The 24,567-nt window shown below is 34.8% G+C and carries 23 protein-coding genes; 12 read left to right on the forward strand and 11 right to left on the reverse strand.

Annotated elements, in window-relative coordinates:
- The first annotated feature begins 149 nt into the window (after nucleotides 1-149).
- The 5 genes from AABL87_RS14580 to sufD all read left to right on the forward strand — a co-directional run bounded on the left by AABL87_RS14580 (nucleotide 150) and on the right by sufD (nucleotide 5,383).
- A complete protein-coding gene (locus AABL87_RS14580) occupies nucleotides 150-674 on the forward strand; it encodes a hypothetical protein (RefSeq protein WP_341277539.1) in 525 nt (174 codons plus the stop codon).
- A gap of 635 nt (nucleotides 675-1,309) precedes the next feature.
- On the forward strand, nucleotides 1,310-1,639 hold the full coding sequence (locus AABL87_RS14585; RefSeq protein ID WP_006257890.1) for a HesB/IscA family protein: 330 nt from the start codon (nucleotides 1,310-1,312) through the stop codon (nucleotides 1,637-1,639).
- A gap of 105 nt (nucleotides 1,640-1,744) precedes the next feature.
- A complete protein-coding gene (gene sufB, locus AABL87_RS14590; RefSeq protein ID WP_036471293.1) occupies nucleotides 1,745-3,193 on the forward strand; it encodes a Fe-S cluster assembly protein SufB in 1,449 nt (482 codons plus the stop codon).
- A gap of 64 nt (nucleotides 3,194-3,257) precedes the next feature.
- A complete protein-coding gene (sufC, locus tag AABL87_RS14595) occupies nucleotides 3,258-4,010 on the forward strand; it encodes a Fe-S cluster assembly ATPase SufC (RefSeq protein ID WP_006257888.1) in 753 nt (250 codons plus the stop codon).
- A gap of 53 nt (nucleotides 4,011-4,063) precedes the next feature.
- Nucleotides 4,064-5,383 (forward strand): Fe-S cluster assembly protein SufD, encoded by a 1,320-nt coding sequence (gene sufD / locus AABL87_RS14600; RefSeq protein ID WP_006257887.1) that lies wholly within the window; start codon nucleotides 4,064-4,066, stop codon nucleotides 5,381-5,383.
- A gap of 706 nt (nucleotides 5,384-6,089) precedes the next feature.
- Here the strand turns inward: sufD and AABL87_RS14605 are convergent.
- The 6 genes from AABL87_RS14605 to AABL87_RS14630 all read right to left on the reverse strand — a co-directional run bounded on the left by AABL87_RS14605 (nucleotide 6,090) and on the right by AABL87_RS14630 (nucleotide 12,964).
- Nucleotides 6,090-7,784 carry a ribonucleoside-diphosphate reductase subunit alpha gene (locus tag AABL87_RS14605; RefSeq protein ID WP_006257886.1) on the reverse strand — a complete coding sequence of 565 codons (1,695 nt, stop codon included), beginning with the start codon at nucleotides 7,782-7,784 and terminating at the stop codon, nucleotides 6,090-6,092.
- A 39-nt stretch (nucleotides 7,785-7,823) separates the two neighbouring features.
- Complete coding sequence (locus AABL87_RS14610) at nucleotides 7,824-8,801, reverse strand: ribonucleotide-diphosphate reductase subunit beta (protein WP_006257885.1); 978 nt, start codon at nucleotides 8,799-8,801, stop codon at nucleotides 7,824-7,826.
- A gap of 436 nt (nucleotides 8,802-9,237) precedes the next feature.
- Nucleotides 9,238-10,278: a hemin-degrading factor gene (locus AABL87_RS14615; protein ID WP_341277540.1), complete on the reverse strand. Its 1,041-nt coding sequence runs from the start codon at nucleotides 10,276-10,278 to the stop codon at nucleotides 9,238-9,240.
- Nucleotides 10,279-10,289: 11 nt separating this feature from the next.
- Nucleotides 10,290-11,066 carry a heme ABC transporter ATP-binding protein gene (locus AABL87_RS14620; protein WP_006257883.1) on the reverse strand — a complete coding sequence of 259 codons (777 nt, stop codon included), beginning with the start codon at nucleotides 11,064-11,066 and terminating at the stop codon, nucleotides 10,290-10,292.
- A 2-nt stretch (nucleotides 11,067-11,068) separates the two neighbouring features.
- Nucleotides 11,069-12,100, reverse strand: coding sequence for a FecCD family ABC transporter permease (locus AABL87_RS14625; protein WP_006262481.1), 1,032 nt, complete (start codon nucleotides 12,098-12,100; stop codon nucleotides 11,069-11,071).
- A gap of 6 nt (nucleotides 12,101-12,106) precedes the next feature.
- Nucleotides 12,107-12,964 (reverse strand): heme/hemin ABC transporter substrate-binding protein, encoded by an 858-nt coding sequence (locus tag AABL87_RS14630; RefSeq protein ID WP_341277541.1) that lies wholly within the window; start codon nucleotides 12,962-12,964, stop codon nucleotides 12,107-12,109.
- 188 nt (nucleotides 12,965-13,152) lie between these two features.
- Between AABL87_RS14630 and AABL87_RS14635 the strand changes: the two genes are divergently transcribed.
- The 5 genes from AABL87_RS14635 to AABL87_RS14655 are packed head-to-tail and all read left to right on the forward strand — an operon-like array spanning nucleotide 13,153 to nucleotide 16,574.
- Nucleotides 13,153-14,367: an aminotransferase class V-fold PLP-dependent enzyme gene (locus AABL87_RS14635; protein WP_006262483.1), complete on the forward strand. Its 1,215-nt coding sequence runs from the start codon at nucleotides 13,153-13,155 to the stop codon at nucleotides 14,365-14,367.
- 26 nt (nucleotides 14,368-14,393) lie between these two features.
- The gene (locus tag AABL87_RS14640; protein ID WP_006262484.1) at nucleotides 14,394-14,813 is read left to right on the forward strand and encodes a SufE family protein; all 420 of its coding nucleotides are present in this window, start codon (nucleotides 14,394-14,396) and stop codon (nucleotides 14,811-14,813) included.
- 11 nt (nucleotides 14,814-14,824) lie between these two features.
- Nucleotides 14,825-15,145, forward strand: coding sequence for an iron-sulfur cluster assembly protein (locus tag AABL87_RS14645; protein WP_006262485.1), 321 nt, complete (start codon nucleotides 14,825-14,827; stop codon nucleotides 15,143-15,145).
- 2 nt (nucleotides 15,146-15,147) lie between these two features.
- The gene (locus AABL87_RS14650) at nucleotides 15,148-15,663 is read left to right on the forward strand and encodes a DUF2480 family protein (protein ID WP_341277542.1); all 516 of its coding nucleotides are present in this window, start codon (nucleotides 15,148-15,150) and stop codon (nucleotides 15,661-15,663) included.
- Nucleotides 15,664-15,719: 56 nt separating this feature from the next.
- Nucleotides 15,720-16,574, forward strand: a complete 855-nt coding sequence (locus AABL87_RS14655; protein WP_006257876.1) for a DUF3078 domain-containing protein — start codon at nucleotides 15,720-15,722, stop codon at nucleotides 16,572-16,574.
- Nucleotides 16,575-16,621: 47 nt separating this feature from the next.
- Here the strand turns inward: AABL87_RS14655 and asnA are convergent, their stop codons facing one another.
- Both asnA and hflX read right to left on the reverse strand, forming a co-directional pair.
- Nucleotides 16,622-17,626 (reverse strand): aspartate--ammonia ligase, encoded by a 1,005-nt coding sequence (gene asnA / locus AABL87_RS14660; RefSeq protein ID WP_006257875.1) that lies wholly within the window; start codon nucleotides 17,624-17,626, stop codon nucleotides 16,622-16,624.
- Between the two features lie 262 nt (nucleotides 17,627-17,888).
- Nucleotides 17,889-19,121, reverse strand: a complete 1,233-nt coding sequence (hflX, locus tag AABL87_RS14665; RefSeq protein WP_006257874.1) for a GTPase HflX — start codon at nucleotides 19,119-19,121, stop codon at nucleotides 17,889-17,891.
- Between the two features lie 238 nt (nucleotides 19,122-19,359).
- On the opposite strand from hflX, the gene AABL87_RS14670 reads away from it, so the two are divergent.
- Nucleotides 19,360-20,793: a hypothetical protein gene (locus AABL87_RS14670; protein ID WP_341277543.1), complete on the forward strand. Its 1,434-nt coding sequence runs from the start codon at nucleotides 19,360-19,362 to the stop codon at nucleotides 20,791-20,793.
- Nucleotides 20,794-20,881: 88 nt separating this feature from the next.
- On the opposite strand, the gene AABL87_RS14675 is transcribed toward AABL87_RS14670, so the two are convergent.
- The 3 genes from AABL87_RS14675 to AABL87_RS14685 form a co-directional block, all read right to left on the reverse strand.
- Complete coding sequence (locus AABL87_RS14675) at nucleotides 20,882-21,670, reverse strand: S1/P1 nuclease (protein WP_341277544.1); 789 nt, start codon at nucleotides 21,668-21,670, stop codon at nucleotides 20,882-20,884.
- A 4-nt stretch (nucleotides 21,671-21,674) separates the two neighbouring features.
- On the reverse strand, nucleotides 21,675-22,187 hold the full coding sequence (locus tag AABL87_RS14680) for an acyl-CoA thioesterase (RefSeq protein ID WP_006257871.1): 513 nt from the start codon (nucleotides 22,185-22,187) through the stop codon (nucleotides 21,675-21,677).
- 80 nt (nucleotides 22,188-22,267) lie between these two features.
- Nucleotides 22,268-23,209, reverse strand: coding sequence for an HU domain-containing protein (locus tag AABL87_RS14685; RefSeq protein ID WP_006262488.1), 942 nt, complete (start codon nucleotides 23,207-23,209; stop codon nucleotides 22,268-22,270).
- Nucleotides 23,210-23,406: 197 nt separating this feature from the next.
- On the opposite strand from AABL87_RS14685, the gene dprA reads away from it, so the two are divergent.
- Nucleotides 23,407-24,516, forward strand: coding sequence for a DNA-processing protein DprA (dprA, locus tag AABL87_RS14690; protein ID WP_445929836.1), 1,110 nt, complete (start codon nucleotides 23,407-23,409; stop codon nucleotides 24,514-24,516).
- Nucleotides 24,517-24,567 lie beyond the last annotated feature (51 nt).

The raw sequence follows: 24,567 nt of genomic DNA on the forward strand, positions 1-24,567 counted from the left end.
AGGTCAGTTAATTGTATGGTCAATAAAGTAGAGACGGATTATCATCCGTGTCAAACAAAGTAGCCATATCAATATTATTAAATTGTAAATATTTAATATACACATAAGTAAGGATTGCTTTTTGCTGTATTTATTCATAAAAAACAATTATGAATAAGAAGTTTAAAGGTGTGTATAATCGATCTTCGAATAGAGCTAAATGGTGGGACTATACAAATGATGGAACGTATTTTATAACTATTTGTACAAGAGATATGAAACATTATTTTGGGTATATATTTCAAGATAAGATGTACTTAAATGATTTAGGGAGATGTGTTTTAAATTGTTGGTTTAGTATCCCTCATTATTATCCATTTGTTGTTTTGGATGCATTTATTGTAATGCCAAATCATGTGCATGGTATCTTACATATTAATAGAGGGAATGATAAAACTAAGAATGTTGATAATAACAAGGAGTTTAAAAACGTATCTGGGAGTTTAGGAAGTATAATAAAGGGGGTTAAAGTAGGAGTAAAGAAAGAGGCTAATAGTCTTGGTATAGTGTTCTTTTGGCAAGATGGGTATCATGATCATATCATCAGAACAGTTTCTGCGTATCAGAATATTGCTAATTATATTCATACTAATCCTTCACGTTGGAATAAGGACAGGTTTTATAATGAGTTTTGATTGGGTTGTTTTGTTTGCTTGATGTGGATGATGATCTGTTTGTTTGACACGGATGATAATCCGTCTCTACTTTGATATTGATTGTGTTTGTTTGTGTTATTTTGTTTGTTTGACACGGATGATAATCCGTCTCTACTTTGATGTTGAATGGGGTTGTTTGATATGGATGATGATTTGTTTGTTTGACACGGATGATAATCCGTCTCTACTTTGATGTTGTTTGATATGGGGGATGGGGACTTCTTCTTTTTAATGGATACTTAGAGATAGAGATTTGTTATTTTTCGCTTTTATATTTTATTGATAAAGGATAACTTTGTCTTTTTAAAAAAATATTGCCTTGATTTGTTCAATACATTCTTTTAAATGTCCTTGAATAGTATAATTAAAGGTACAATATTTGCAATAAAGTATTTTAGTAGAGCAAAATAATCGAATTAAGTGATTAGTTTTCAGTAGGTTTTTTACTAAAGTAGTTAGGAAAGAATATCAAAAAAGGAGTTCTAACGATAGTTTTTATCGATATTAGTATTAAAACTTCTAATCGTTATAAATATGTTAGTTAGTACAAGAAACCATTTTTTTATAATACCTTTGTAAATCAAATTTTAGAACTAATCTATTTTAAAAAAGGTATGATAAAAGTTTCAGATATAGCGAGTAAACGCGTGGCCCTTTTGATGGAAGATGAAGGGTTTAACCATACTACAGATTATGTACGTGTAGGAGTGACTAGCGGAGGATGTTCCGGACTTTCGTATCAATTAAAATTTGATCACGAGATAGGAGAAGACGATAAGGTTTTCGAAGACAATGGTGTAAGAATCGCTGTGGATAAGAAAAGCTTTTTGTACCTAGTAGGAACGACTTTAGAGTATTCTGGAGGATTGAACGGTAAAGGTTTTTATTTCAACAATCCAAATGCAAGTAGAACTTGCGGATGTGGAGAAAGCTTTTCATTATAAGACCTCAAGGTAGAAAGGCGGATGTACGTCTGTCTTTCTTTCCTTTTGATAATTAGTTTAATAAAAGAAGCGTACGAGAAAGTAGTGGCTTTTAAGTATAAATATATGAGTAAGTATACAGAAGAAGATTTAAAGAAAGAATTAGAAACCAAGGAGTATGAGTATGGATTCTATACAGATATAGAGTCAGAGACATTTCCTGTTGGGTTAAATGAAGATATTGTTAGAGCGATCTCTGCTAAGAAAGGTGAGCCTGAGTGGATGACTGATTGGAGATTAGAAGCATTCCGTATTTGGGAATCGATGGTGGAGCCAGAATGGGCTAATGTGAACTATACTAAACCTGATTTTCAAGCTATATCTTACTACTCTGCACCTAAGAAGAAGGATGAGTATAAGAGCTTAGATGAGGTGGATCCAGAACTGATAGAGACTTTTAATAAACTTGGTATTTCGCTTAACGAACAGAAGCGTCTTACTGGTGTAGCGATGGATATCGTGATGGACTCTGTGTCTGTAGCGACTACATTTAAAGATACTCTAGCTGAGAAAGGTATTATATTCTGTTCTATCTCTGAGGCGATCAAGACTCACCCAGAGTTAGTGAAGAAATATTTAGGTACTGTGGTACCACAGACAGATAACTTCTATGCGGCGCTGAACTCTGCAGTATTCTCTGATGGTTCATTCTGTTATATTCCTAAGGGTGTTCGTTGTCCTATGGAGTTGTCTACATACTTCCGTATTAACCAAGCTGGTACAGGTCAGTTTGAGCGTACATTAGTGATCGCTGATGAGGGTAGTTATGTTTCTTACTTAGAGGGATGTACGGCACCATCACGTGACGAGAACCAATTACACGCTGCTGTAGTAGAGCTTATCGCTATGGATGATGCTGAGATTAAGTATTCTACTGTTCAGAACTGGTTCCCTGGAGACAGTGAAGGAAAAGGTGGAGTATTTAACTTCGTGACTAAACGTGGTCTATGTGAGAAGAATGCTAAAATCTCGTGGACACAAGTAGAGACAGGATCTGCTGTGACATGGAAGTACCCATCATGTATATTAAAAGGGGATAACTCTATCGGAGAGTTTTACTCTATCGCTGTGACGAATAATTTCCAACAAGCGGATACAGGTACTAAGATGATACACTTAGGTAAGAATACGAAGTCTACTATTATTTCGAAAGGTATATCTGCTGGTAAATCTCAAAATAGTTATAGAGGATTGGTTCATATGGGACCTAGAGCTGAGAATGCTCGTAACTTCTCTCAATGTGACTCTTTATTAATGGGTAATGAGTGTGGTGCTCATACATTCCCTTATATTGAGGCTAAGAATACTACTGCTCAGATTGAGCATGAGGCAACAACTAGTAAGATTGGTGAAGACCAAATCTTCTATTGTAACCAACGTGGTATTCCTACAGAAAAAGCGATTGCACTTATCGTTAACGGATTCTCTAAAGATGTGTTGAATAAGTTGCCAATGGAGTTCGCTGTAGAAGCACAAAAATTATTAGAGATTTCTTTAGAAGGAAGTGTAGGTTAATCTACGCCTAAACTAAAGAGTTCAAAAAATCAGATTACCTCAACAAAATTAAATAAGACAATTTATGTTACAGATAAAAAATTTACACGCAAGTGTTGAAGATAAAGAAATATTAAAAGGAATTAACTTAGAAGTAAAAGCTGGTGAAGTACACGCTATCATGGGACCTAACGGTGCTGGTAAGAGTACATTATCATCTGTGATCACTGGTAATGAAGCATTCGAAGTTACTGAAGGAGAGATTCTTTTAGAAGGAGAAGAGTTAGGAGAATTAGGACCAGAAGAAAGAGCTCATAAAGGGGTGTTCTTATCGTTCCAATATCCTGTAGAGATTCCTGGTGTTTCTGTAACTAACTTTATGAAAACAGCAATCAACGAATCACGTAAAGCACAAGGATTAGAAGAAATGCCTGCGAACGAGATGTTGAAAAAAATCAAGGAGAAAGCGGAGTTATTAGAGATCGATAGAAAGTTCTTATCTCGTTCTCTTAACGAAGGATTCTCTGGTGGTGAGAAAAAACGTAATGAGATCTTCCAGATGGCTATGTTAGAGCCTAAGTTAGCTATCCTAGATGAGACTGACTCAGGACTAGATATCGATGCTCTACGTATCGTAGCGAATGGAGTGAACAAACTAAAAAGTGAAGATAACGCAGTAGTGTTAATTACGCACTACCAACGTTTATTAGACTATATCGTGCCAGATTTCGTACACGTATTATACGATGGTAAAATCGTTAAGACAGGAGGTAAAGAATTGGCATTGGAATTAGAAGAAAAAGGATACGATTGGATCAAAGCTTCTTTAGAGAAGTAAGAATACTAGATCTCAAGAATCAATCATTTTAATCTAATTGCAAAGAAAGAATTATGGAGCTTAAAGATAAATTAATTACGTCTTTTGTGGCTTTTGAACAAGGTTTAAAAGGTGAACATGAAGGTTTACACGATATTCGTTTAGAAGCATTAAAGACATTCGAAGATAAAGGATTTCCTACTAAGAAAGTAGAAGCGTGGAAGTACACTTCATTGAATTCAATTTTAAAGAATGAATTTCGCGTATTACAGAAAGAGGAGACAGCGATAGAGTATAAAGATGTAAAGAAATACTTCTTAAGTGATTCTGACACGTATAAATTGGTGTTTATCAATGGAGTGTTCAGTTCTCATTTATCATCTACTACTCATGATGGTTTAGACGTATGTTTAATGTCATCTGCACTGACTAAGCCTAAATATAAAATGGTGATCGATGCCTTTTATAACAATACGGCTGATAAGACAGATAGTATGACGGCGTTAAACACAGCTTTTGCTACTGAGGGAGCATTTATTAATATTCCTAAGAGTAAAGTAGTGGCTAAGCCGATAGAGATTATATACTTCTCTACGGTAGCGGATAAAGCTCTGTTAGTACAACCTCGTAACTTAGTAGTAGTAGGAGAGAATGCTCATGTACAGATCGTAGAAAGACATCAGAACTTGACTAACTCTACTGTACTTACTAATGCTGTAACTGAGATCGTAGCGCATAAACGTGCTATCGTAGATTTCTATAAGTTACAGAATGATAATGAAGAAGCTACACTAGTAGACAATACATATATTACTCAGAAGCAAGAGAGTAGAGTTTCTGTTCATACTTTCTCATTCGGAGGTAAGTTGATTAGAAATAACTTAAACTTCTATCAAGACGGAGAGCGCATTGATAGTACGTTAAAAGGTGTGACACTAATCAGTGATAAACAACACGTGGATCACTACACATTAGTATCTCATAACCAACCTAACTGTGAGAGCCACCAGAACTACAAAGGTATCTATGATGGTAATTCTACAGGAGTATTTAATGGTAAGATCTATGTAGATAAAATAGCACAGAAAACAGATGGTTTCCAACAGAGTAATAATATCTTACTAAGTGAGAAAGCTAATATCTATGCTAAACCACAGTTAGAAATCTTCGCTGATGATGTGAAGTGTTCGCATGGATGTACTATAGGGCAGCTTAATGAAGATGCGATGTTCTATATGCGTCAAAGAGGAATTCCTAAGAAAGAAGCAAAAGCATTACTAATGTATGCTTTCACAGATGAAGTAATGGAGTCTGTAAAAGTACCTGAGTTAAAATCTAAGGTAGCAAAAGTAATTGCTGGTAAATTAGGAGTATCTATGGGATTTGAAATTTAATTTCACGTTTTTTATACTTGGTCAAATATAAAAGAGACTGCCTTAGGCAGTCTCTTTTTGCATTTATTAAATGCTATGGTCATATTGGTTAGGTATGATAATAAAAACGACCTAGCTATTGGGGGAGCTAGGTCGCTTAAGAAAAAGAAAGTTTGTTGTTTTTGTTGTACAAAGTATATTTCATATATCGTGCCAAAAAATGTAACGTGCTGTGTTTTAGTATTTGAGGGTATAAAGTGTTGTTTTTTTAACTATATTTTAAGAGATTACTAGTATTCGTATTTTTATACTGCAATTAAATGTCAGTATAGCTGAATTGCTATTGTGTATTGCTGCTAGTGAGTAAATAAGAAAAGGGTATTGCACAGAGCGTGTTTAGAGGTGTTAATATGCTGTTTTTCGACAATTACTTATATAGTGTGCTTTTAGTAAGAGATATTGGCTTAAAAGGTACTATATGATGCTGTGGTATGTGTCCCACTTTATGCGACCATAATAGACTAGAAGTGTGCATATAGAGTCATAAAAGTCAGTGTAGAGAATAAAGAAAGTATGAAGTGATAGTTTTGTCTACAGAATTATAGTTCATACGTTCTTTGACATACTGTATACTACGATGAGGTAGAAGAGTAGGGATATAAAAAGAGAGAACCCTCTGTGTGAAGATTCTCTCTTTATAGATTATAAGATAATATAGATTGAGTGCTTAAGATTCGCAACTGCTACAAGTCACTAGGTTAGTTACCATCTCTTTAGAGACACTCTGACTACGCTGGTAGTACAATGTTTTAACTCCTAGTTTCCACGCTTCGATCATTAGGTTGTTTACTTCCTTGATCGGTAGAGCAGAAGGGATGTTTAGATTTAAGCTTTGTGCTTGGTCTACGTACTTCTGTCTTACAGCAGCTTGTTGTATGATTTCAAGTTGACTGATTTCTTTGAATGTCTTGAATACTGCTTTTTCTTCTTCAGTAAGACCTTCTATCTGCTGTACACTACCACCGTTAAGCATGATAGTTCTCCATGTTTCTTCGTTGTCTAGACCTTTTTCTTCTAGTAACTTCGTTAAGTATTTATTCTTACGCATGAAGTTTCCTTTAGATAGTCCTGCTTTGTAATAGTTACTACTAAAAGGTTCTATACCTGGAGAAGTCTGTCCTAAGATAGCAGATGATGATGTAGTAGGAGCGATAGCCATAGTAGTCGTGTTACGTCTACCATATCCTTTCATGATTTCTGGTTCACCATAGATGCGTGCTAATTCTTGAGACGCTTTGTCCGCTTTAGCACTGATATTATCGAATATTTGATTCGTAAGCATTTTAGCTTGTAGTCCTTCGAATGGGATCATATTCTTCTGTAAGTATGAGTGCCATCCTAGTACTCCTAAACCTAATGCTCTATGGCGTTTAGCAAAACGATTAGCAGCAGCTAAATAGTAGTTTCCTTCTGTTTTTTCTATAAACTCTTGAAGTACTGCGTCTAAGAAGTAGATCGCTAGTTTAACAGCTTCTGTGTCTTTCCACTCGTCGTATAACTCTAGGTTCATAGAAGATAAACAACAGATGAACGATTCGTCATCAGAAGAAGGTAGCATAATCTCAGAACAAAGATTACTTGCGTTCACACGCATATTAAGATCTTTGTATACTTGTGGTTTATGCCCATTCACATTATCAGAGAAGAATAAGTATGGCATACCTTTTTGTTGGCGACTCTCTAGTACTTTAGCCCATAACTGTCTCTTCTCTCTATCCCCATCTATCATCTCTTGCATCCAGTAGTCTGGTATACATACTCCATAGAATAGGTTCTGAATAGGATTACCGATATTTTTTATATTTAAGAATTCTTCACAGTCAGGGTGGTCTATGTCTAAGTATGCTGCAAAAGCACCTCTACGTACCCCTCCTTGTGAGATGGTGTCCATAGCTGTATCGAATAACTTCATAAAGCTTACAGCACCACTACTCTTACCATTATCTGTTACAGCACTACCTCTCTCGCGAAGCGCTCCAAAGTAACCTGATGTACCACCACCAATTTTGGTTTGCATAATCACTTCACCAAGCTTGTGTGTGATTCCTTCTATACCATCTGGAATATGTACATTAAAACAAGAAATAGGCAGACCTCTCTCTGTACCCATATTAGCCCAGATAGGAGAGCTCAGACTCATCCATCCACGTTCTATCATCTCTTGGAATGATTCTTTTAATTCGGGTTTATACAGTCTTCTGGCAGCAGCTGATGCGATACGGTCGATAGCACCTTCTACTGTTTCTCCTTTAAGCAAGTATCCTCTATTAAGGATTTGTTCACTTTCAGAGTTTTTCCACCAAAGTTTTTCTGTTAGGTTATCGTTGTCTTCTGTCAATAATGGTAATGAGAAATTGTTCATAGAATTCTTTTAGATTTTTTTGATAGTGAATTTTTTGGTTTAGAATAGGTCGTCTGCAGAGAAACTCTTATCGTGCTTAGTATAGTCAACAGGTCTCTTAGCGAAGAAATCATCTAAACTGTTTGCGAACACTTCTTCTTCGAACCAAGCCATTGGTTTGTATTGTTCGTGGGTGATATTAAATACCTTTTTAAGGCCAATCTTTTGCATACTTTCGTCTACTCTGAACTTCATGAAGTTTAATAGATCTGCTTTGTTTACCGTTTCTATTTCTCCTGTGCTAAAGATCCAGTCTAAGATTCTGCTTTCTATCTCGATAGATTTATGGATTACTTCATTCACATGATTGATTAACTCATCATCAAAGAAGTCTGGGAACTCGTCTCTAATCACATTAACGATATAAATACCTGCGTTAGCGTGTACTTGCTCGTCTACTGATGTCCATGCAATGATGTTGCTCACATTTTTCATTAGTCCTTTAAAACGAGTAAAAGATAAGATGATGGCAAACTGGCTGAACAGAGATACGTTCTCAATCAATAAAGAGAATAAGATAAGAGATACTACATACTTTTTGCGGTCAGTATAGTTACCAGAGTTTTCTAATACTTCTGATAAATATTCTACTCTTTCTTTAATAACAGGGACAGTTAATAAGTTCTCGAACTCGTCATTATATCCTAATACATCTAATAATCTAGAATATGCTTCTGAGTGTCTAAACTCACATTCTGCAAATGTACTTCCTAGTCCATTAAATTCTGGTTTAGGAAAGTGTAAGTATAAGTTTCCCCAAAAGGTCTTAACAGCAACTTCTATCTGAGCAATAGCTAATAAACTGTGCTTGATAGCTAGTTGTTCTTCTTTCGTTAAGTGTGAGTGGAAATCTTGTGTATCTGCTGTGAAGTCAACTTCACTATGTACCCAAAATGATTTATTAATTGCATCTGTGAATTGGTAAATTCCAGGATACTCAAACGGTTTGTAGTTTACTCTTTTATCAAAAATCGACATAGCTTAATTTTATTAGATTATATAATTAGGACAATCTTTTTCTAGTTAAAACGTCTGGCAAGACCACTTTGTAAAAGTGAATAACCCTTCTAAACACTGCGATAGCCTTGTGTGTAAGTAGATAAGATTGACGAAGTTATCTTAGCTAATTTACTGTTTACTAAGGACTAAATCAATAGAAAATCTTTGAAAATTATAATTAGTTATTAAACATCTGTTGATAACTATTCTTTGTTGAAATGTTGTGATTGTCGATTTTATGGTGATATCATTTAAGAGTAGGTTTATTGTGATGATATTGTCTTAATGCCATTTTGTTATTCCTAGTTTTTACAGAATAGTCTTAAAAAATATGTAATTTTCTATTTCTGTTGAATAGAAGGGCACCTACTGAAAATAAAAAAAGTGGAAGGTATGCCTTCCACTTTTTAGTATATTAAGCTAGTTTAGCAACTAGTTCTCTCCATTGTTCTAATTCAGGTATTCCTGGTTTTCTCTTACCAAAGAACTGGACGATGATTTCGCCAATCTCGTTGAATACTTCTACAGAAGTTACGATACCATCTTCTGTTGGTTTACGCACTATCCATGTCTGTGCTATTTTATCCATATCTAGGTGCATATTGAAGTCTGGGTCTAGTACATTGTACCAGTTCTGATGCCACATCGTTCTTTTTACTTCACCTGTGTGAATCTGGATATTACCTCTATTCCCTACAAAGACCATAATAGGTGTCTGAGCTTCTGAAGCACCTTCTAACAAGGTTACGATAGCATCTTTAGTAATCTGCTTAGCGTAGTACTCATCTGGAGCTAATCTTAATGCTTGGGTACGAGTTAGGTTGTATTTCTTTAATAGTGAAAAGAAGTTATGTGTATCTTTTAGTTCTTTCCACTCTGTTCTGAATCCTTCTACATCTATCTCTTCATCTAATCTTTCGTCTAGATTATGTAAGTAAGGTTCTGTTGTTTCTTCAGTTGATTGGTTCTCTGAAGTATATTTTTTTACTAATGCATGGAATGCTTCTTCGTTGCTCTGAGGTACTAAATAAATCTTGTGAATAGCTTCACCGTCTTTACCAAAGAACTGTAAACTCATTCTGTCTTTGTCTCCTGCTTTCTCTACTACTGCGAATACTTTCTTCCAGTGGCTTAAGAATATTCTTAGATCAATATCAGGGTTAACGAATAGACCAGCGTGAGGGCTACTAAAATCAGGGTTAGCATACACACCTTTTCTCTCGTGTACACATTCGTCATTACGTGTAAGTGCCATTACTTTTCCTAAAGTTTCTATTTCAGATAGTATGGCTTCAAATTCAGGTTTTAATCGTGTAACAGATTCTCCTATTTGTGTAGCAAGCAGTTCCATTTCACTAGCGTTAAGTTCTTTGGCTGCATTGCGTATTCTAATATGTGGATTGGTCACCTTTAGAGCGTCCCAACGTTCTTTTAATGTTTGTGTTCTTGTACTCATAATTGTTGTTTTTAGATACCAAATATTATTAAAGGATTATTGCTAACAGGGTTTTTAGTTACTACACATGGGAAGTTATATACCTCAGAGATGATCTCTTGAGTTAATACTTCTGCAGGTGTGTCATAGATTACTTTTTTCCCTTTTTGTAGCAAGAGTATTTTATCAGCATACTGTGCTGCTAAATTTAGATCATGTATTACTACGATAGCTGTATTTCCTTTAGACGTAAATTCTTTAATGATATCCATGATACGATGCTGATGTAGTACATCTAGATTGTTCAATGGTTCGTCTAAGAATAACAGCTTATTCTCAACATTATTGTTTAACTGTGATAATACTCTAGCTAAGTGGACACGTTGTTTCTCTCCACCAGACAGATGATTATACTCTCTGTGCTGTAGTGGACAGATGTCGATACAGTCCATACTCTGCTGTACTGCAGTCTTGTCTTCTTCTGTAGGGATGTGGTCAAAGTAAGGATATCTACCCATCATCACTACGTCTTCTACGTTTAAGGGGATATCTCCATTGTGATGTTGTGAAAACTTAGCTTTGTGCTTTGGTAGTTCTTTCGTACACCATTTAGGGTATTCACATGATTTCAATAAAACCTTGTTTCCTTTTTCGTGTAATTCGTCAGCAAGTATACTTAAGAATGTAGACTTACCAGCTCCATTAGGACCTAATATCGCAATAAACTCACCTTCTTTACATTCGAAGTCTATATCGTTGATGATATAATTTCCTTTTGCTAAATAGTTTATTTTAAAAGCTTCAATCATAATTAGAGTGATTTTTTAAACTTGATTAATATAGCAATAAATACTGGTGCTCCCATAATCGAAGTAAGAATACCTATCGGAATCTCTGAAGGTGGCACTAGTGTTCTGCTTATCGTATCTGCAACTAATAATAATATACTACCACATAGTGTAGACAGGGGTAGGATAAAGTAATAGTTCGATTTAAAAACAAGTCTAAGTATATATGGAACTATTAATCCTACGAATCCTATAGTTCCAGTGAATGCTACTATGGTACCTACCATAAGGGCAGATAATAGTACTATTTTTTTCTTTGTTTTCTCTACTGGTATTCCTAAGTGGGTAGCATCTCGTTCCCCTAGCATCATTGCATTTAAAGCTTTTCCCTTGTTGATTAACAAGGTTATAGATACTAGTATTACTACTGCAAGGATACTAACTTTAGTCCAAGTCGCTCCTGCTAAGCTACCTAAGGTCCAGAATGTCAGATTTCTCAATTCTTCATCACTTGATAGGTAAGTAAGCAAGCCTGTTGCAGCACCTGTTAGTGATGTAATAGCTACTCCTGATAGTAGTAAGACACTGATATTCGTCTTACCTGCTGTGGTGGACATTTTATACACAAAAGTCATCGTGATGATGGCTCCTATAAAGCTCATGATACTCAGTAGTGAGTAGTGTACAGCTTCTGGTATCAAGGATTTAATGTGAGATCCTAAAACAATAGTAACTGCTGCAAATAATACAGATCCAGCTGTAATACCTATAAGGTCAGGTGAGGCTAGAGGATTCTTAAACATCCCTTGAAGTGTTGTTCCGGCAAGAGATAGTCCAGCGCCAGTTAAGATTGCCATTAGAACTCTGGGAAGTCGGACATCAAAAAATACATAATAGTCGCTTGGATTTACCTCTTGCTTAGTGAACAATATTTGGTATAAAGTCTGAAATGATCCAGACTCAAATTGATAAACTCCTATGAATATAGACGCAATGGCTATTACAATTAAGATAACAGATAATATTATTGCGTAAAAAGAGAGTTTGGTTTTCATTATAATTTATTCAGATAGTAATTGATTTAATTCTTTCGCTGCTTGACCTACTCTTGGACCGAATCCACTTAATAATAAGCCATCCATTGCAATTACTTTTTTGTTTTTACCAGCATTTGTTTTGTTGATACCATCGATTTTTAATACTCCATCGATACCTCCCATACTTTGTAATCCTGTAGTGAACATTAGGATATAGTCTGGGTTACTGTTTAGTAATGATTCTGGTGTAAGAGGTTTGAAATCTTCAAATTCTGTTACAGCATTTTGTCCTCCTGCTAGACCTACTATATTGTTTACTGGTGTTTTGTCTCCTGCTACTAGTAATGTTGCAGCTCCACGAGCATAGATGAACAATACCTTAGGCTTGTTTTCAAATGAAGGAAGATCTTGTAAATCTTGATCTATTTTGTCTAGAAGTGGTTGGTAGTTTTCCTTGTTTAAGGATTGAGCTACTGTTTTTATTAATGTCTTTGTTCCTTCTAAAGAGAACTCTTGTTTAATAACTTCTAAGCGTATTTTTGTTTTTTCTAATTGACTTTTAAAGTCATCATTAAGGTCTTTTTCTGTAGCATATATAATCGTTGGTTTTAACGCCATAATGCTTTCGATAGATATTTTAGAAGTATGTCCTAGATCTTGAGCTGTTGTTTTAATGTCCTCAGGATAAGTACTAGTTACATCTACTGCTATTATATTTTCTTTTTCTCCAAGAGCAACAAGTGTTTCTGTAATTGCTCCATTTAGAGAAATAATTCTTTCTTTTACTTGAGTCGTTTCAACTGGTGTTGACTCTTGTTCTTTTTTAGAATTACAGCTCATCATTGCTGTAACGATTAGGAATAAAGCTGTTAGTTTTTTCATTTGAGTTGTTTATTTGAAATAGTTCTAAATTATGGCAAAAATAGAATCTTTTTTACGCGTTACAAAACATATTTAGATTAATTTTAAATTAATATTTAGTAGGCTAAAGTATAGTTATCCTTATCTTTGCTTTTACATTTGCATACTAAAGAAGTATGACGAGTATTTTTAATTAAATGAAAAGTAATATGTTAGATATAAAGGAGGTACGTAAGAATTTTCCAATTCTTACTCAATCAGTAAATGGCAAGCCTTTAGTTTATTTTGACAATGCAGCTACTGCACAAAAGCCAAAAGTGGTAGAGGATGCAATTGTTAAATATTACGAAACTATCAATGCAAATATTCATAGAGGTGTGCATACACTTAGTCAATTGGCTACGGATGCGTATGAAGAAGCTCGTAAAAAAGTACAAGCTCATGTGAATGCTAAGTATGATTATGAAGTACTGTTTACTGCAGGGACTACGTTTGGAATAAACTTGGTGGCAAGTGGTTTTGGTAGTTTACTTAAGGAAGGAGATGAGGTGCTTATTTCAGCTATGGAGCACCATTCTAATATTGTACCATGGCAGTTCGCTTGTGAACGTTCAGGAGCTACATTGAAAGTTATTCCAATGAATCAGGATGGTGATTTAATTATGGAAGAATTCGACAAGCTATTAAACTCTAATACAAAAGTAGTAGCTGTAACCCATATTTCTAATGCGCTTGGTACTATCAACCCAATTAAGAAAATTATAGCTAAAGCTCATCAAGTTGGAGCCGCTGTGTTAATAGATGGTGCTCAAGCAACACCGCATATTAAACCTGATGTACAAGACCTAGATTGTGATTTCTATGTGTTCTCAGGCCATAAGGTGTGTGGACCTACAGGAACAGGGGTTCTTTATGGAAAAGAAGAGTGGTTAAATAAATTACCTCCTTATCAAGGAGGAGGAGAGATGATCAAGACTGTTACTTTTGAAAAGACTACATATGCATGTCTACCTCACAAATTTGAAGCAGGTACACCAAACATTGCTGGAGGAATTGTGTTAGGAGTTGCTTTAGATTATTTAAACGGAATTGGGTTTGATAATATAGCTGCTTATGAACATGAACTTTTAGAGTATGGAACGAAACGTTTATCTGAAATAGAAGGGCTTAAAATATATGGAACTGCTAAAGAGAAGACTTCTGTGATTTCTTTTAATCTAGAAGGTATTCATCCTTATGATGTTGGAGTTATCGTTGATAAACTGGGTGTAGCAGTACGTACAGGACATCATTGTACACAGCCAATCATGGACTTTTTCGGTATTCCTGGTACGATTAGAGCTTCATTTGCTTTTTATAATACAAAAGAAGAAATCGATGTGTTAGTAGAAGCAGTGAAGAAAGCACAAATGATGTTATCATAATAAGTAAATAAAGAAAATATAACGATATGACAATTAAAGAAATTCAAGAAGAGATAATTGACGATTTTTCAATGTTCGACGATTGGATGCAACGTTATGAATATATTATAGAATTAGGGAAAACCCTTCCGTTAATCGATCCTCAGTATCAAGTAGAAGAGAACTTGATTAAAGGATGCCAATCACAAGTGTGGTTACATGCAGCGTTAGAAGAAGGTAAGGTTGTTTTTACTGCGAATAGTGATGCTATTTTGACTAAAGGAATTATTGCTATTTTGATTCGAGTGTTTTCAGGACAGAGAACAGAAGATATTCTAAATGCAGATATGTCTTTTATTGACGAGATAGGTCTAAAAGAACATTTGTCTCCTACTAGAGCGAATGGATTAGTTTCAATGATCAAACAAATTAAAATGTATGCTTTAGCTTATCAAGCTAAACAATAAATTTATAGAATATGGAAGAAGTAGATGTACAACAATTAGGGGAGAATATAGTTAAGATGCTTAAAACTATTTATGACCCAGAGATTCCTGTAGATATATATGAGTTAGGATTGATTTATGATGTTTTTGTTAATGAAAATTACGATGTTAAGATTTTAATGACATTAACTTCACCTAACTGTCCTGTAGCAGAGACTCTACCAATGGAAGTAGAGGAGAAGGTAAGATCAATAGACAATGTAAAAAGTGTTGAGATTGAATTAACTTTTGAGCCATCTTGGACAAAAGATTTAATGAGTGAAGAGGCTAAATTAGAGTTAGGAATGCTTTAATTATGGAAGGAGAAATTGTAAATAAGGTTGCTAATAGCGCTCTTAAAGTTTTTGACTTAGAAGAGTTGTATCCTACGAATCCTCGTATGGATATAGATATAGCACAGTGGTTATACCAAGGATTTGTTCTTAGAGAGAAAGAATTCAGAGCTTCATTAAAAGAAGTAGATTGGTCTGTTTATGAGAATGCCTATGTAGGATTATTCTGTTCTACAGACGCTATTCTTCCAGGATGGGCATATATGCTTTTGACCAGTCATCTTCAACCAGTTGCGAAACGTATATTTTTAGGTGATAGAGCACATTTGGAAAAATCTATTTATCAGGAATTATTATTTTCTTTAGATTATTCTCAATATGCAGATTTACCAGTAATTATTAAAGGTTGTTCAAAGAAAGAAATCCCAGAGGAGGCGTATGTTTTAGCAACACAATTAATGATGAATCATGCACGTTCAGTGATGTTTGGAGAAGCATGTTCTGCAGTACCTGTGTATAAACGTACAATTAAAAAGTAGTTCATTCTTTGCTATTTTAACTTATTGTTATTATTTTTGATTAAAATTTTAACAATATGAAGAGACTTTTATTAGGAGTGTGCGCTTTCTTAGCAGTGTATTCAGCTCAGGCTCAGGAAACTGAGGCTAATACAGCAACAGAAGCTGTTAGCCCATGGACAAGAACGGGTAATTTTACTTTTTTACTTAACCAATCTAGCTTCTCAAATTGGCAAGCAGGTGGAGATAATAACGTATCTGGAAGTTTTAAAGTGAATTACGATTTCAATTACAAACAAGGTGATTGGAACTGGGATAATAAAATAATTGCTAGTTATGGTCTTACTAAGTTAAAAGGGCAAGATCAGAAAAAAACGGATGATAGATTAGAGTTTAACTCTTTACTAGGTAAAAAAGCTCAAGGTAATTGGTTCTATTCTGCATTCTTGAATTTCAAGACTCAGATGGATCGAGGGATAGATAAAGATGGAGTATACAACTCACACTTTATGTCTCCAGCTTACTTACAAGTAGGACCTGGTATGTTGTGGAAAAAGAGTGATAATTTGAAAGTGAATATAGCACCAGCTACTTCGCGTTTCATTTTTGTTCATGACCACTTTACAGAGTTTGGTGATGCTTTTGGTGTTGAAAAAGGTAAATCAATGAAATACCAACTGGGGATGTCTGTTAATGGATACTACAAATTCGACATTATGGAGAATGTATCTGTTGAGAATATCTTAAACTTATATTCTAACTATCTGAAAAAACCAGAGAATGTGGTAATTGATTATCAGTTGAATGTAGTGATGAAGATTAATAAATATCTTTCTACAAACTTTACATTCCAAACAATCTATGATGACTTAGCTTATAAAGGCTTCCAAGTTAGAGAAATGGTTGGAGTAGGAGTAAACTACAACTTCTAAGAGAATATATATAAAGAAAAGGTTGGCAGATGCCAACCTTTTCTTTATTATAATAGGTTAATCCCTTTTAGTTCAGCTTCTTTTCTTACTTGTTCTGGCCAGATACTCGCTTGTACTTCTCCAATATGCTTTTTGCGTAATAAAAACATACAAATTCTCGACTGACCAAGACCTCCACCTATACAAAGAGGTAACTTGTCCTCAAGTAATAAGCTGTGATATAACAATGATTTTTTATCTAAAGCTCCTGCTAACTCTAATTGATGTTCTAAAGCTTCTTTGTCTACTCTAATTCCCATAGAAGATAGTTCTAATGATTTACCATGAACAGGGTTCCAAACTAGTAAATCTCCATTTAGTCCTTTATAACCATCTTCTGTAGGAGTAGTCCAATCATCATAGTCAGCAGATCGGCTATCATGCGGAATGCCATTAGATAGCTTTCCTCCAATTCCTATAATAAAAATAGCTCCATATTCTTTCGCTATTGCATGTTCTCTTTCTTTTGGAGCAAGAGTAGGGTATAGTTGTAAAAGTTGCTCAGAATGGATAAAAGACAGTTTTTTAGGCAGGATAGGTTCTATTCCTAGTTCTTCATATATTCTGTGTTCTGTGTCTAGCAATGTTTGATAGATCGAACGTACTATATTTTTCAAATAACTTAATGTTCTATCTGCTTTTTCAATACGTAACTCCCAGTCCCATTGATCGACATAGATAGAGTGTATAGGACTACTATCTTCGTCAGGACGAAGAGCTTTCATATCTGTTAGAATTCCCTCATGAGCATCTAACTCTAGCTCTTGTAGTCTTATTCTTTTCCATTTTGCTAATGAGTGAACTACTACACCGCGATTGTTATTTAGAAATTTTACAGGAAATGACACTGGACGCTCTATACCATTTAGATCATCATTAATACCTGTGCCTTCATTTACGATCATAGGTGATGATATAGGATATAGGTTAAGTGCATCACATAGTCCTTTAGAGAATTGTTCTTTGACTAATGCAATGGATTTTTCTGTTTGTAAAATTTCTTTTTTGCTCATGATTTTTTGTTTTTGAATTTGTTTTAAAATAAAAAAGGCTCCTCAGAGAGGAGCCTTTAAACGGATAATGAAATAATATATAATTAACTTAAATCAATGCCAATAGGATTCCTCTTCGAGTCGTAGAAACGATTCAAATTATTATTAGAGAAATTATTGTTCATTGATAAATACATATAATCAGCTTTTTAGCAATACTGTAAAAATAGAAAAAATATTATTATCTAATCTTCTTTTACTAATTAATTTATAAACAAATATTTTATTCTTCTTCTGAAGATTCAATTAAATGATCATAATCTGGGAATAAAAAGTTGTTGTAAGGGAAACGTGTAATGTGGATTTCACGTACTGCTTCGTAAACTTTCTTTCTAAACTCTTCAAAGTTTTCTTTGTTTGTTGCTGAGATAAAAATAGCATTGTTTTCACCTACTTTATTCATCCAAGTCTTCTTCCATTCTTCTATTGAATAGTGTTTAGAAGTGCGTTCTGTCATTAGATCGTCTTCTTCGATTCTCTCAGGTTGATAAGCATCTATTTTGTTAAATATCATAATAGTAGGCTTGTCATTACTCTTGATATCTTTAAGGATCTCATTTACAGATTCGATGTGATCTACGAAGTCATGATGAGATATATCCACTACGTGTAATAATAGATCTGCTTCTCTAACTTCATCTAAGGTACTTTTAAATGACTCGACTAGCTGAGTAGGTAGTTTACGAATAAATCCTACAGTATCTGACAATAAGAACGGCAAGTTACCGATTACGATTTTACGTACAGTAGTATCTAAGGTTGCAAATAACTTATTCTCTACGAATACTTCACTTTTACCTACAGCATTCATCAGTGTAGACTTTCCTACGTTAGTATATCCTACTAAGGCTACTCGTACCATTGCTCCGCGGTTTCCTCTTTGAGAAGCCATTTGCTTATCGATTACCTTTAATTTATCTCTTAGAAGGGTAATACGGTCACGTACGATACGTCTATCTGTTTCTATCTCTGTCTCTCCAGGACCTCTCATTCCGATACCTCCACGTTGTCTTTCTAAGTGAGTCCACATACCAGATAGTCTAGGTAATAGATACTGGAATTGTGCTAGCTCTACTTGGGTTCTTGCATAAGAAGTTTGTGCTCTTTGCGCAAAGATATCTAGGATTAGGTTAGTACGATCTAGTACTTTACAGTCTAGTTCTCTAGAAATATTTTTTTGTTGAGCAGGCGATAGTTCATCATCGAATATCACGGTATGAATATCGTTCTCTACAATATAATTATGAATTTCTTGCATCTTCCCAGTACCAACAAAGGTCTTAGGATTCGGCTTGTCCATTTTCTGTGTAAAACGCTTATATACTTGTCCTCCTGCAGTAAATGTCAAAAACTCTAATTCGTCTAAATACTCATTTAGCTTTGATTCATCTTGATCTTGTGTAATGATTCCAACGATTACAGAACGTTCAAAATTTATTTCTTCTCTATCAATCATATAAACTATATTATAGTGCAAAATTACTAAAATTGTAAGACTAAATAAGAAGATACTTTAAAATACTGTCTTTTAATTTGTTATCACTACCCTTAAAAGGTGGAATATTATGAAAATATTTGCTCTTTTTATGAAATCAAATAACTTTTACTCTTTGTTTTTCAGTATCTTGCTATAGATTGTTATGGTACATTTTTTGCCATTATAGAAGAAGTGATAACATTTTATACTTTTTGAAATGAAAACAATACAATATATATTTTTAGTTATTTTTTCTCTTACTGGGGCTTTAGGTTTTGGCCAGAGAGCTGTTGTAACAGCTAATAACTATGACATTAGCGATAATCTAGACCTTCAGGCTGTAGCTTCTATATTTGGAGAGTCTAAAGATTTAGCTGACTTTGAATTCAGGCTGAATGACCCTAACTTGAGAATCAATAACCTCGATTTGAATAGAGATGGTTATGTAGATTATCTACGAGTTGTGGAATTAGTGGAAGGAAGAACACACCTTATTGTCATTCAGGCAGTATTAGGCAAGGATCTTTTCCAAGATGTTGCAACTATTGAAGTAGAAAAAGATACTAGAGAAAATGTAGTATTAATGCAAGTAGTAGGGAACTCTTATCTCTATGGTCCTAATTATATTTACGAGCCTGTTTATTTAAGTAGACCTCCTATGTTTACTTTATTCTGGACGAATAATTATAGAGCTTATCACTCATCGTGGGGTTGGGGATATTATCCTGACTATTACTACCATTATTCTCCTTATAGTACAGACAGATATATGAGTCATGTACACATCCAGATTAATCATTATAATAATTATTATTATTCTAGTAATAGATATAGTACACGTGCACAAAGAATGTATTATGATGTAGCTCAGAACTCTTATGAAAGCCAGAATCCAAATCAATCCTTTAGAACTAGATATGGAGAAGATAGTTTCTACAATAGAAAAGATCTAACAGATACAAGAGGTAGTTCTAACTCACGTAGTGAATACTCAGTGGACAGTAACCAAAATCCAAATTATAGAAGATCTGCTTATACGGATAATAGTAGCACATCTAGTAATGGAAGTGGTAACTCTCGTTCTAGTTACAGCAGAGGAGGTAGTTCTACAGATACTAATGGTTCTGGTTCATATAGCAGAGGAGAGGCGATAGCGAATAGTGGAAGCAGCAACTCTCGTTCTAGCTACAGCAGAGGTAGTAGTTCTACAGATAATACTAGTTCTGGTTCTTATAATAGAGGAGAGGCGATATCGAATACAGGAAGTAACAATTCTCGTTCTAGCTACAGTAGAGGTAACTCTTCTAATAATACGAACTCATCGTCTAATAATTCCTCTTATTCTAGATCTAGCTATAGTAGAGGAAGCTCATCTTATCCTAGTAGCTCTAGTAATAGTAGTTATAACCGTTCTTCTAGTAGCTCTTCTTATCCAAGTAACTCATCTTCAAGATCTAGTTATAGTAGAGGTAGCTCTTCTTATCCGAGTAGTTCTAGTAACAGTAGCTACAGTCGCTCGTTTAGTAGCTCTTACCCTAGTAGTTCATCAAGTAGTAGCTATAGCCGCTCATCTTCTGGAAGTAGTTCATCAGGCTACAGTAGAGGAGGAAGCAGTAGTTCTTCATCGTCTAGATCTAGTTATAGTCGATAATTAAAAGAGTAAATAAGCTAATTTTAGCAATAAATAAGAAAAGGCGAAGTATCATTACTTCGCCTTTTTTATATGCTTTAGAATTGTCTTATTTAAAGATGTCATTTAAGATTTTAGCTAATCTTAATCCCCCTTTTAATAATTGACTTTCTACGTTGTCTTTGTGATTAAAGTGGTATCTGTAGCTTAGAGATTCTTCAGGCTCTACACTAGCGTATAGTTTATTAGCCATCGTATACGAATCATAAATCCAATCTTCTAATGTACCAGAAGTGATTTTTTGATTGTAGTTAGCACCGTGTACATCTAGTACAGTAGCATATTCTGTATAGCTGTATTTATCGAAGTCAACTAGAGCAGAGTCCCATAGACTGTGTAAGTTAGTTGCTTTTCTAAACCATTCTATTTTTACTCTATTTCCTCCTAGATCCTCTGGTCTACCGATGTGTAGTGGTTGATGAGCATCACCGATGATATGGATTAAAAAGTACAGATTCTCTTGTTTTTTTGCTAACGGAAGATTCTTGTCTTTTAACTCTTCGATAAGGATAAGAGCTCTTTTGTATAAGTTCTCATCTGTAGAGTTAGTTAGTTCTTTATCGAATGCTTGTCTATCTAGATCACCTGGCATATTGATATAGTGCCAGCTATCTGCGAACTTCCAAGAAGGATCTGACTTTAAGAAGTCTGGCCAGTTAGCCCAATACGCTAATTGTTGGTTACCAATGATTTCTTTTAATTGTTTTTTAGCTTTTTTGCTTAAGTTTCTTTCTGCTAATTCAGCTACTACTCTGTGACCAGTAGTACCCCAAGCAAATACATTAGCTGTCTGTAATGCGAAGAATGCAACTACAAATAGGGATAATAATTTCTTCATAATATTATTCGTTAAATAGAGCTATAAGTTCTGTAGCGTCACTCGGTTTCATCTTTCCTGCGATAACTAGACTTAACTGCTTACGTCTTAAGGCTCCGATGTATCTTTCTTTCTCTAAATCTGTTTCAGGGATTAGCTCAGGGATAGCTACAGGATGACCTGTATCATCTACAGCTACGAATGTATAGATAGCTTCATTTGCTTTTTTCTTTATTCCTGATTCTCTGTCTTCGATCCATACATCTAAGTATACTTCCATAGACGAGTTAAATGAGCGTGATATTTTAGCCTCCACAGTTACTACACTTCCTAGAGGAATAGGTCTGTTAAAAGCGACGTGGTTCACTGATGCAGTAACGCATACTCTGCGCGAGTGTCTTCTAGCAGCGATACCAGCAGCTCTATCCATACGAGCTAATAATTCTCCACCGAACATATTATTAAGTGGGTTAGTCTCTCCTGGTAGAACTAAGTCTGTCATTAAAGTAGCTGATTCAGATACTAATTTTGCTTCCATTGTTATTATTTTCGACAAATATAGGCACATTAAATAAAAATCCCGAACCTTTTCAGATTCGGGATATATGTTTTAACTATTTATTGTACTAAAATCCAAGCATCAATATTGATAGTATTATGTATTTTTCTCATTTCTCGTTGAGCCTCTTGTTGGGTCGTATAGCTACCATAAGAGACAGGATACACTCCATACTTCGTACGAGATAGTGCTTTTGCACCTTCATACCCTTTTTTCTGAAGTTTCTTAGCCTCGGATAGCGAAGTTTGTTCTGATCTAAAAGCACATGCGATAACGTGATAAGGGGTACTTACAGTATCTTCTAAGACTACCTCTTCTTCTTTTACAGGGATAGAGATAGTAGTAGCAGTAGGCTCTATAATGAAAGTAGCTTGTTGTATTTTATTCTCTACTCTATTCTGAACATTTTTACCTACAGTGTACGCTTCATCATTTAAGTACGCTTCATAACCTTTGTTTACAAAGACTCCAGCTGTACTAATGAATAAAGCTACTACAGCCGCATATTTAAAGAATGTGTACTTCTTATTCGTTTTAACAGTAGGCACAGTTACAGTTTCAGCAAGTGGGATGATAGGAGATCGCTCTATCGTCTTTGCCATTACTGTAGATAGACCAAAAGAGGTCATTAAGTAATTACTATTAGAAGCAGGTTCGAATACTAGATTACCTTCAGAATTTGTTTGGAACATACCCACATTCAGTAATTCTAAACTACCGATATTGCGCAACTCTACTTCCCATCCTTTAATACTCTGATTGATTAAAAGAACAGCTTCATCATAAGAGATATTCTCTTCTACAGCGATATGATTAGCTAATAACCCATCGTTATGCTTAATATTCGCATTAAAAGAAAGACTCTTCTGTGGAGGGAAGAAACATTGTTTCTCCTCACTGTAGTATGATGACTTGATTTCTGTCAATAGAGCTCCAAAACCAGGAATGATTACACACTGGTATCGATAAAGCAAAGCTGATATGTATTTTTCGATCTTCATAAAGACAAAATTACATTAAACAATAACTAATCAAAAAAATATTCACTATTATTTTTAACCACCGATAACTTTTTTATATCTAGTAAGTTATATTACTAAAACAAATGAAAGAATATCGCGGGTTGACATGATGTTGGATAGGTTTTTGAGGCTGTGATGTGAAGATACAAATACTATAATTGATTACCAATTTATCTATGGAAGAAGAAAGGTTATTTTATATGTTGGCATTACAATCTACTGTGGGCGTAGGGCCGATAACAGCTAAGCGATTATTAGATTACTTTGGTTCTCCTAAAGAAGTCTTTTTAGCAAAAGAGAAGGATGTAATTGCTGTACATCGCATTGGTAATATGCTATGGCGCAATCTTCAAGATAGCAACGTCTTAAAAAGAGCAGAACAAGAGTTAAGAAATATCGAGAAGTATCACCTGTCTTGTTTTGATTATACAGATAGTTGTTACCCTTCTTTGTTGAAAGAGTGTGAGGATAGTCCCTTACTGTTGTTTAGTACAAGACCCAGTATCAGTTTAGACAATAGAAAGGTCATTAGCTTCATAGGTACTCGTAATCCAAGCAAAAGAGGTGTGGATATCTGTGTGGAATTAATAAGTGATCTGAAGCCGTATAATCCTATTATTGTGAGTGGTCTAGCCTACGGAGTAGATATTACTGCACATGTTGCTGCTTTAGACAATGGTTTAGATACTTATGCTGTTCTTGGACATGGGTTGAATAGAGTTTATCCAGATGTTCATACAGCTGTAGCTAGGCGTATTGAAGAACAGGGTGGAGCTTGTCTATCTGAGTTTTGGGTAAGTAGTAAGGTAGATAGAGAGAACTTTATTCAGCGCAATCGCATTGTAGCTGGGATGTCTCAAGCGACTATCGTTGTAGAAAGTGCTATTAAGGGAGGCTCTATGTCTACGGTGACTTTTGCTAATGATTATAACAGAGACGTATTTGCAGTTCCTGGGAGAGTTGGTGATATTATGAGTGCAGGGTGTAATCATCTAATTCAAAAAAATAAAGCACAATTATTAACTTCTGCTAAGGAGATTGTAGAAACCTTAAACTGGGATGCTCAAGCTAAAGCTCCTAAAGTTATTCAACCCCAACTATTTCTTGATCTCAATCCTGAAGAACAATCGATAGTTGATTTTTTGAGTAAGCACGAACGTGAGTTACTTGATATTATAGCACTCAGTTGTTCACTTCCGATTTATAAGGTAAGTAGTATCCTGCTTAATTTAGAAATGCTAGGAGTAGTAAGACCATTGCCAGGGAAGTATTTTGAACTACTATAGTGATGATAAACAAATAAGCCTTACACTGAGGTAAGGCTTATAAGATATCTA

It is taken from the genome of Myroides sp. C4067 (assembly GCF_038039665.1).
GTDB lineage: Bacteria > Bacteroidota > Bacteroidia > Flavobacteriales > Flavobacteriaceae > Flavobacterium > Flavobacterium odoratimimum.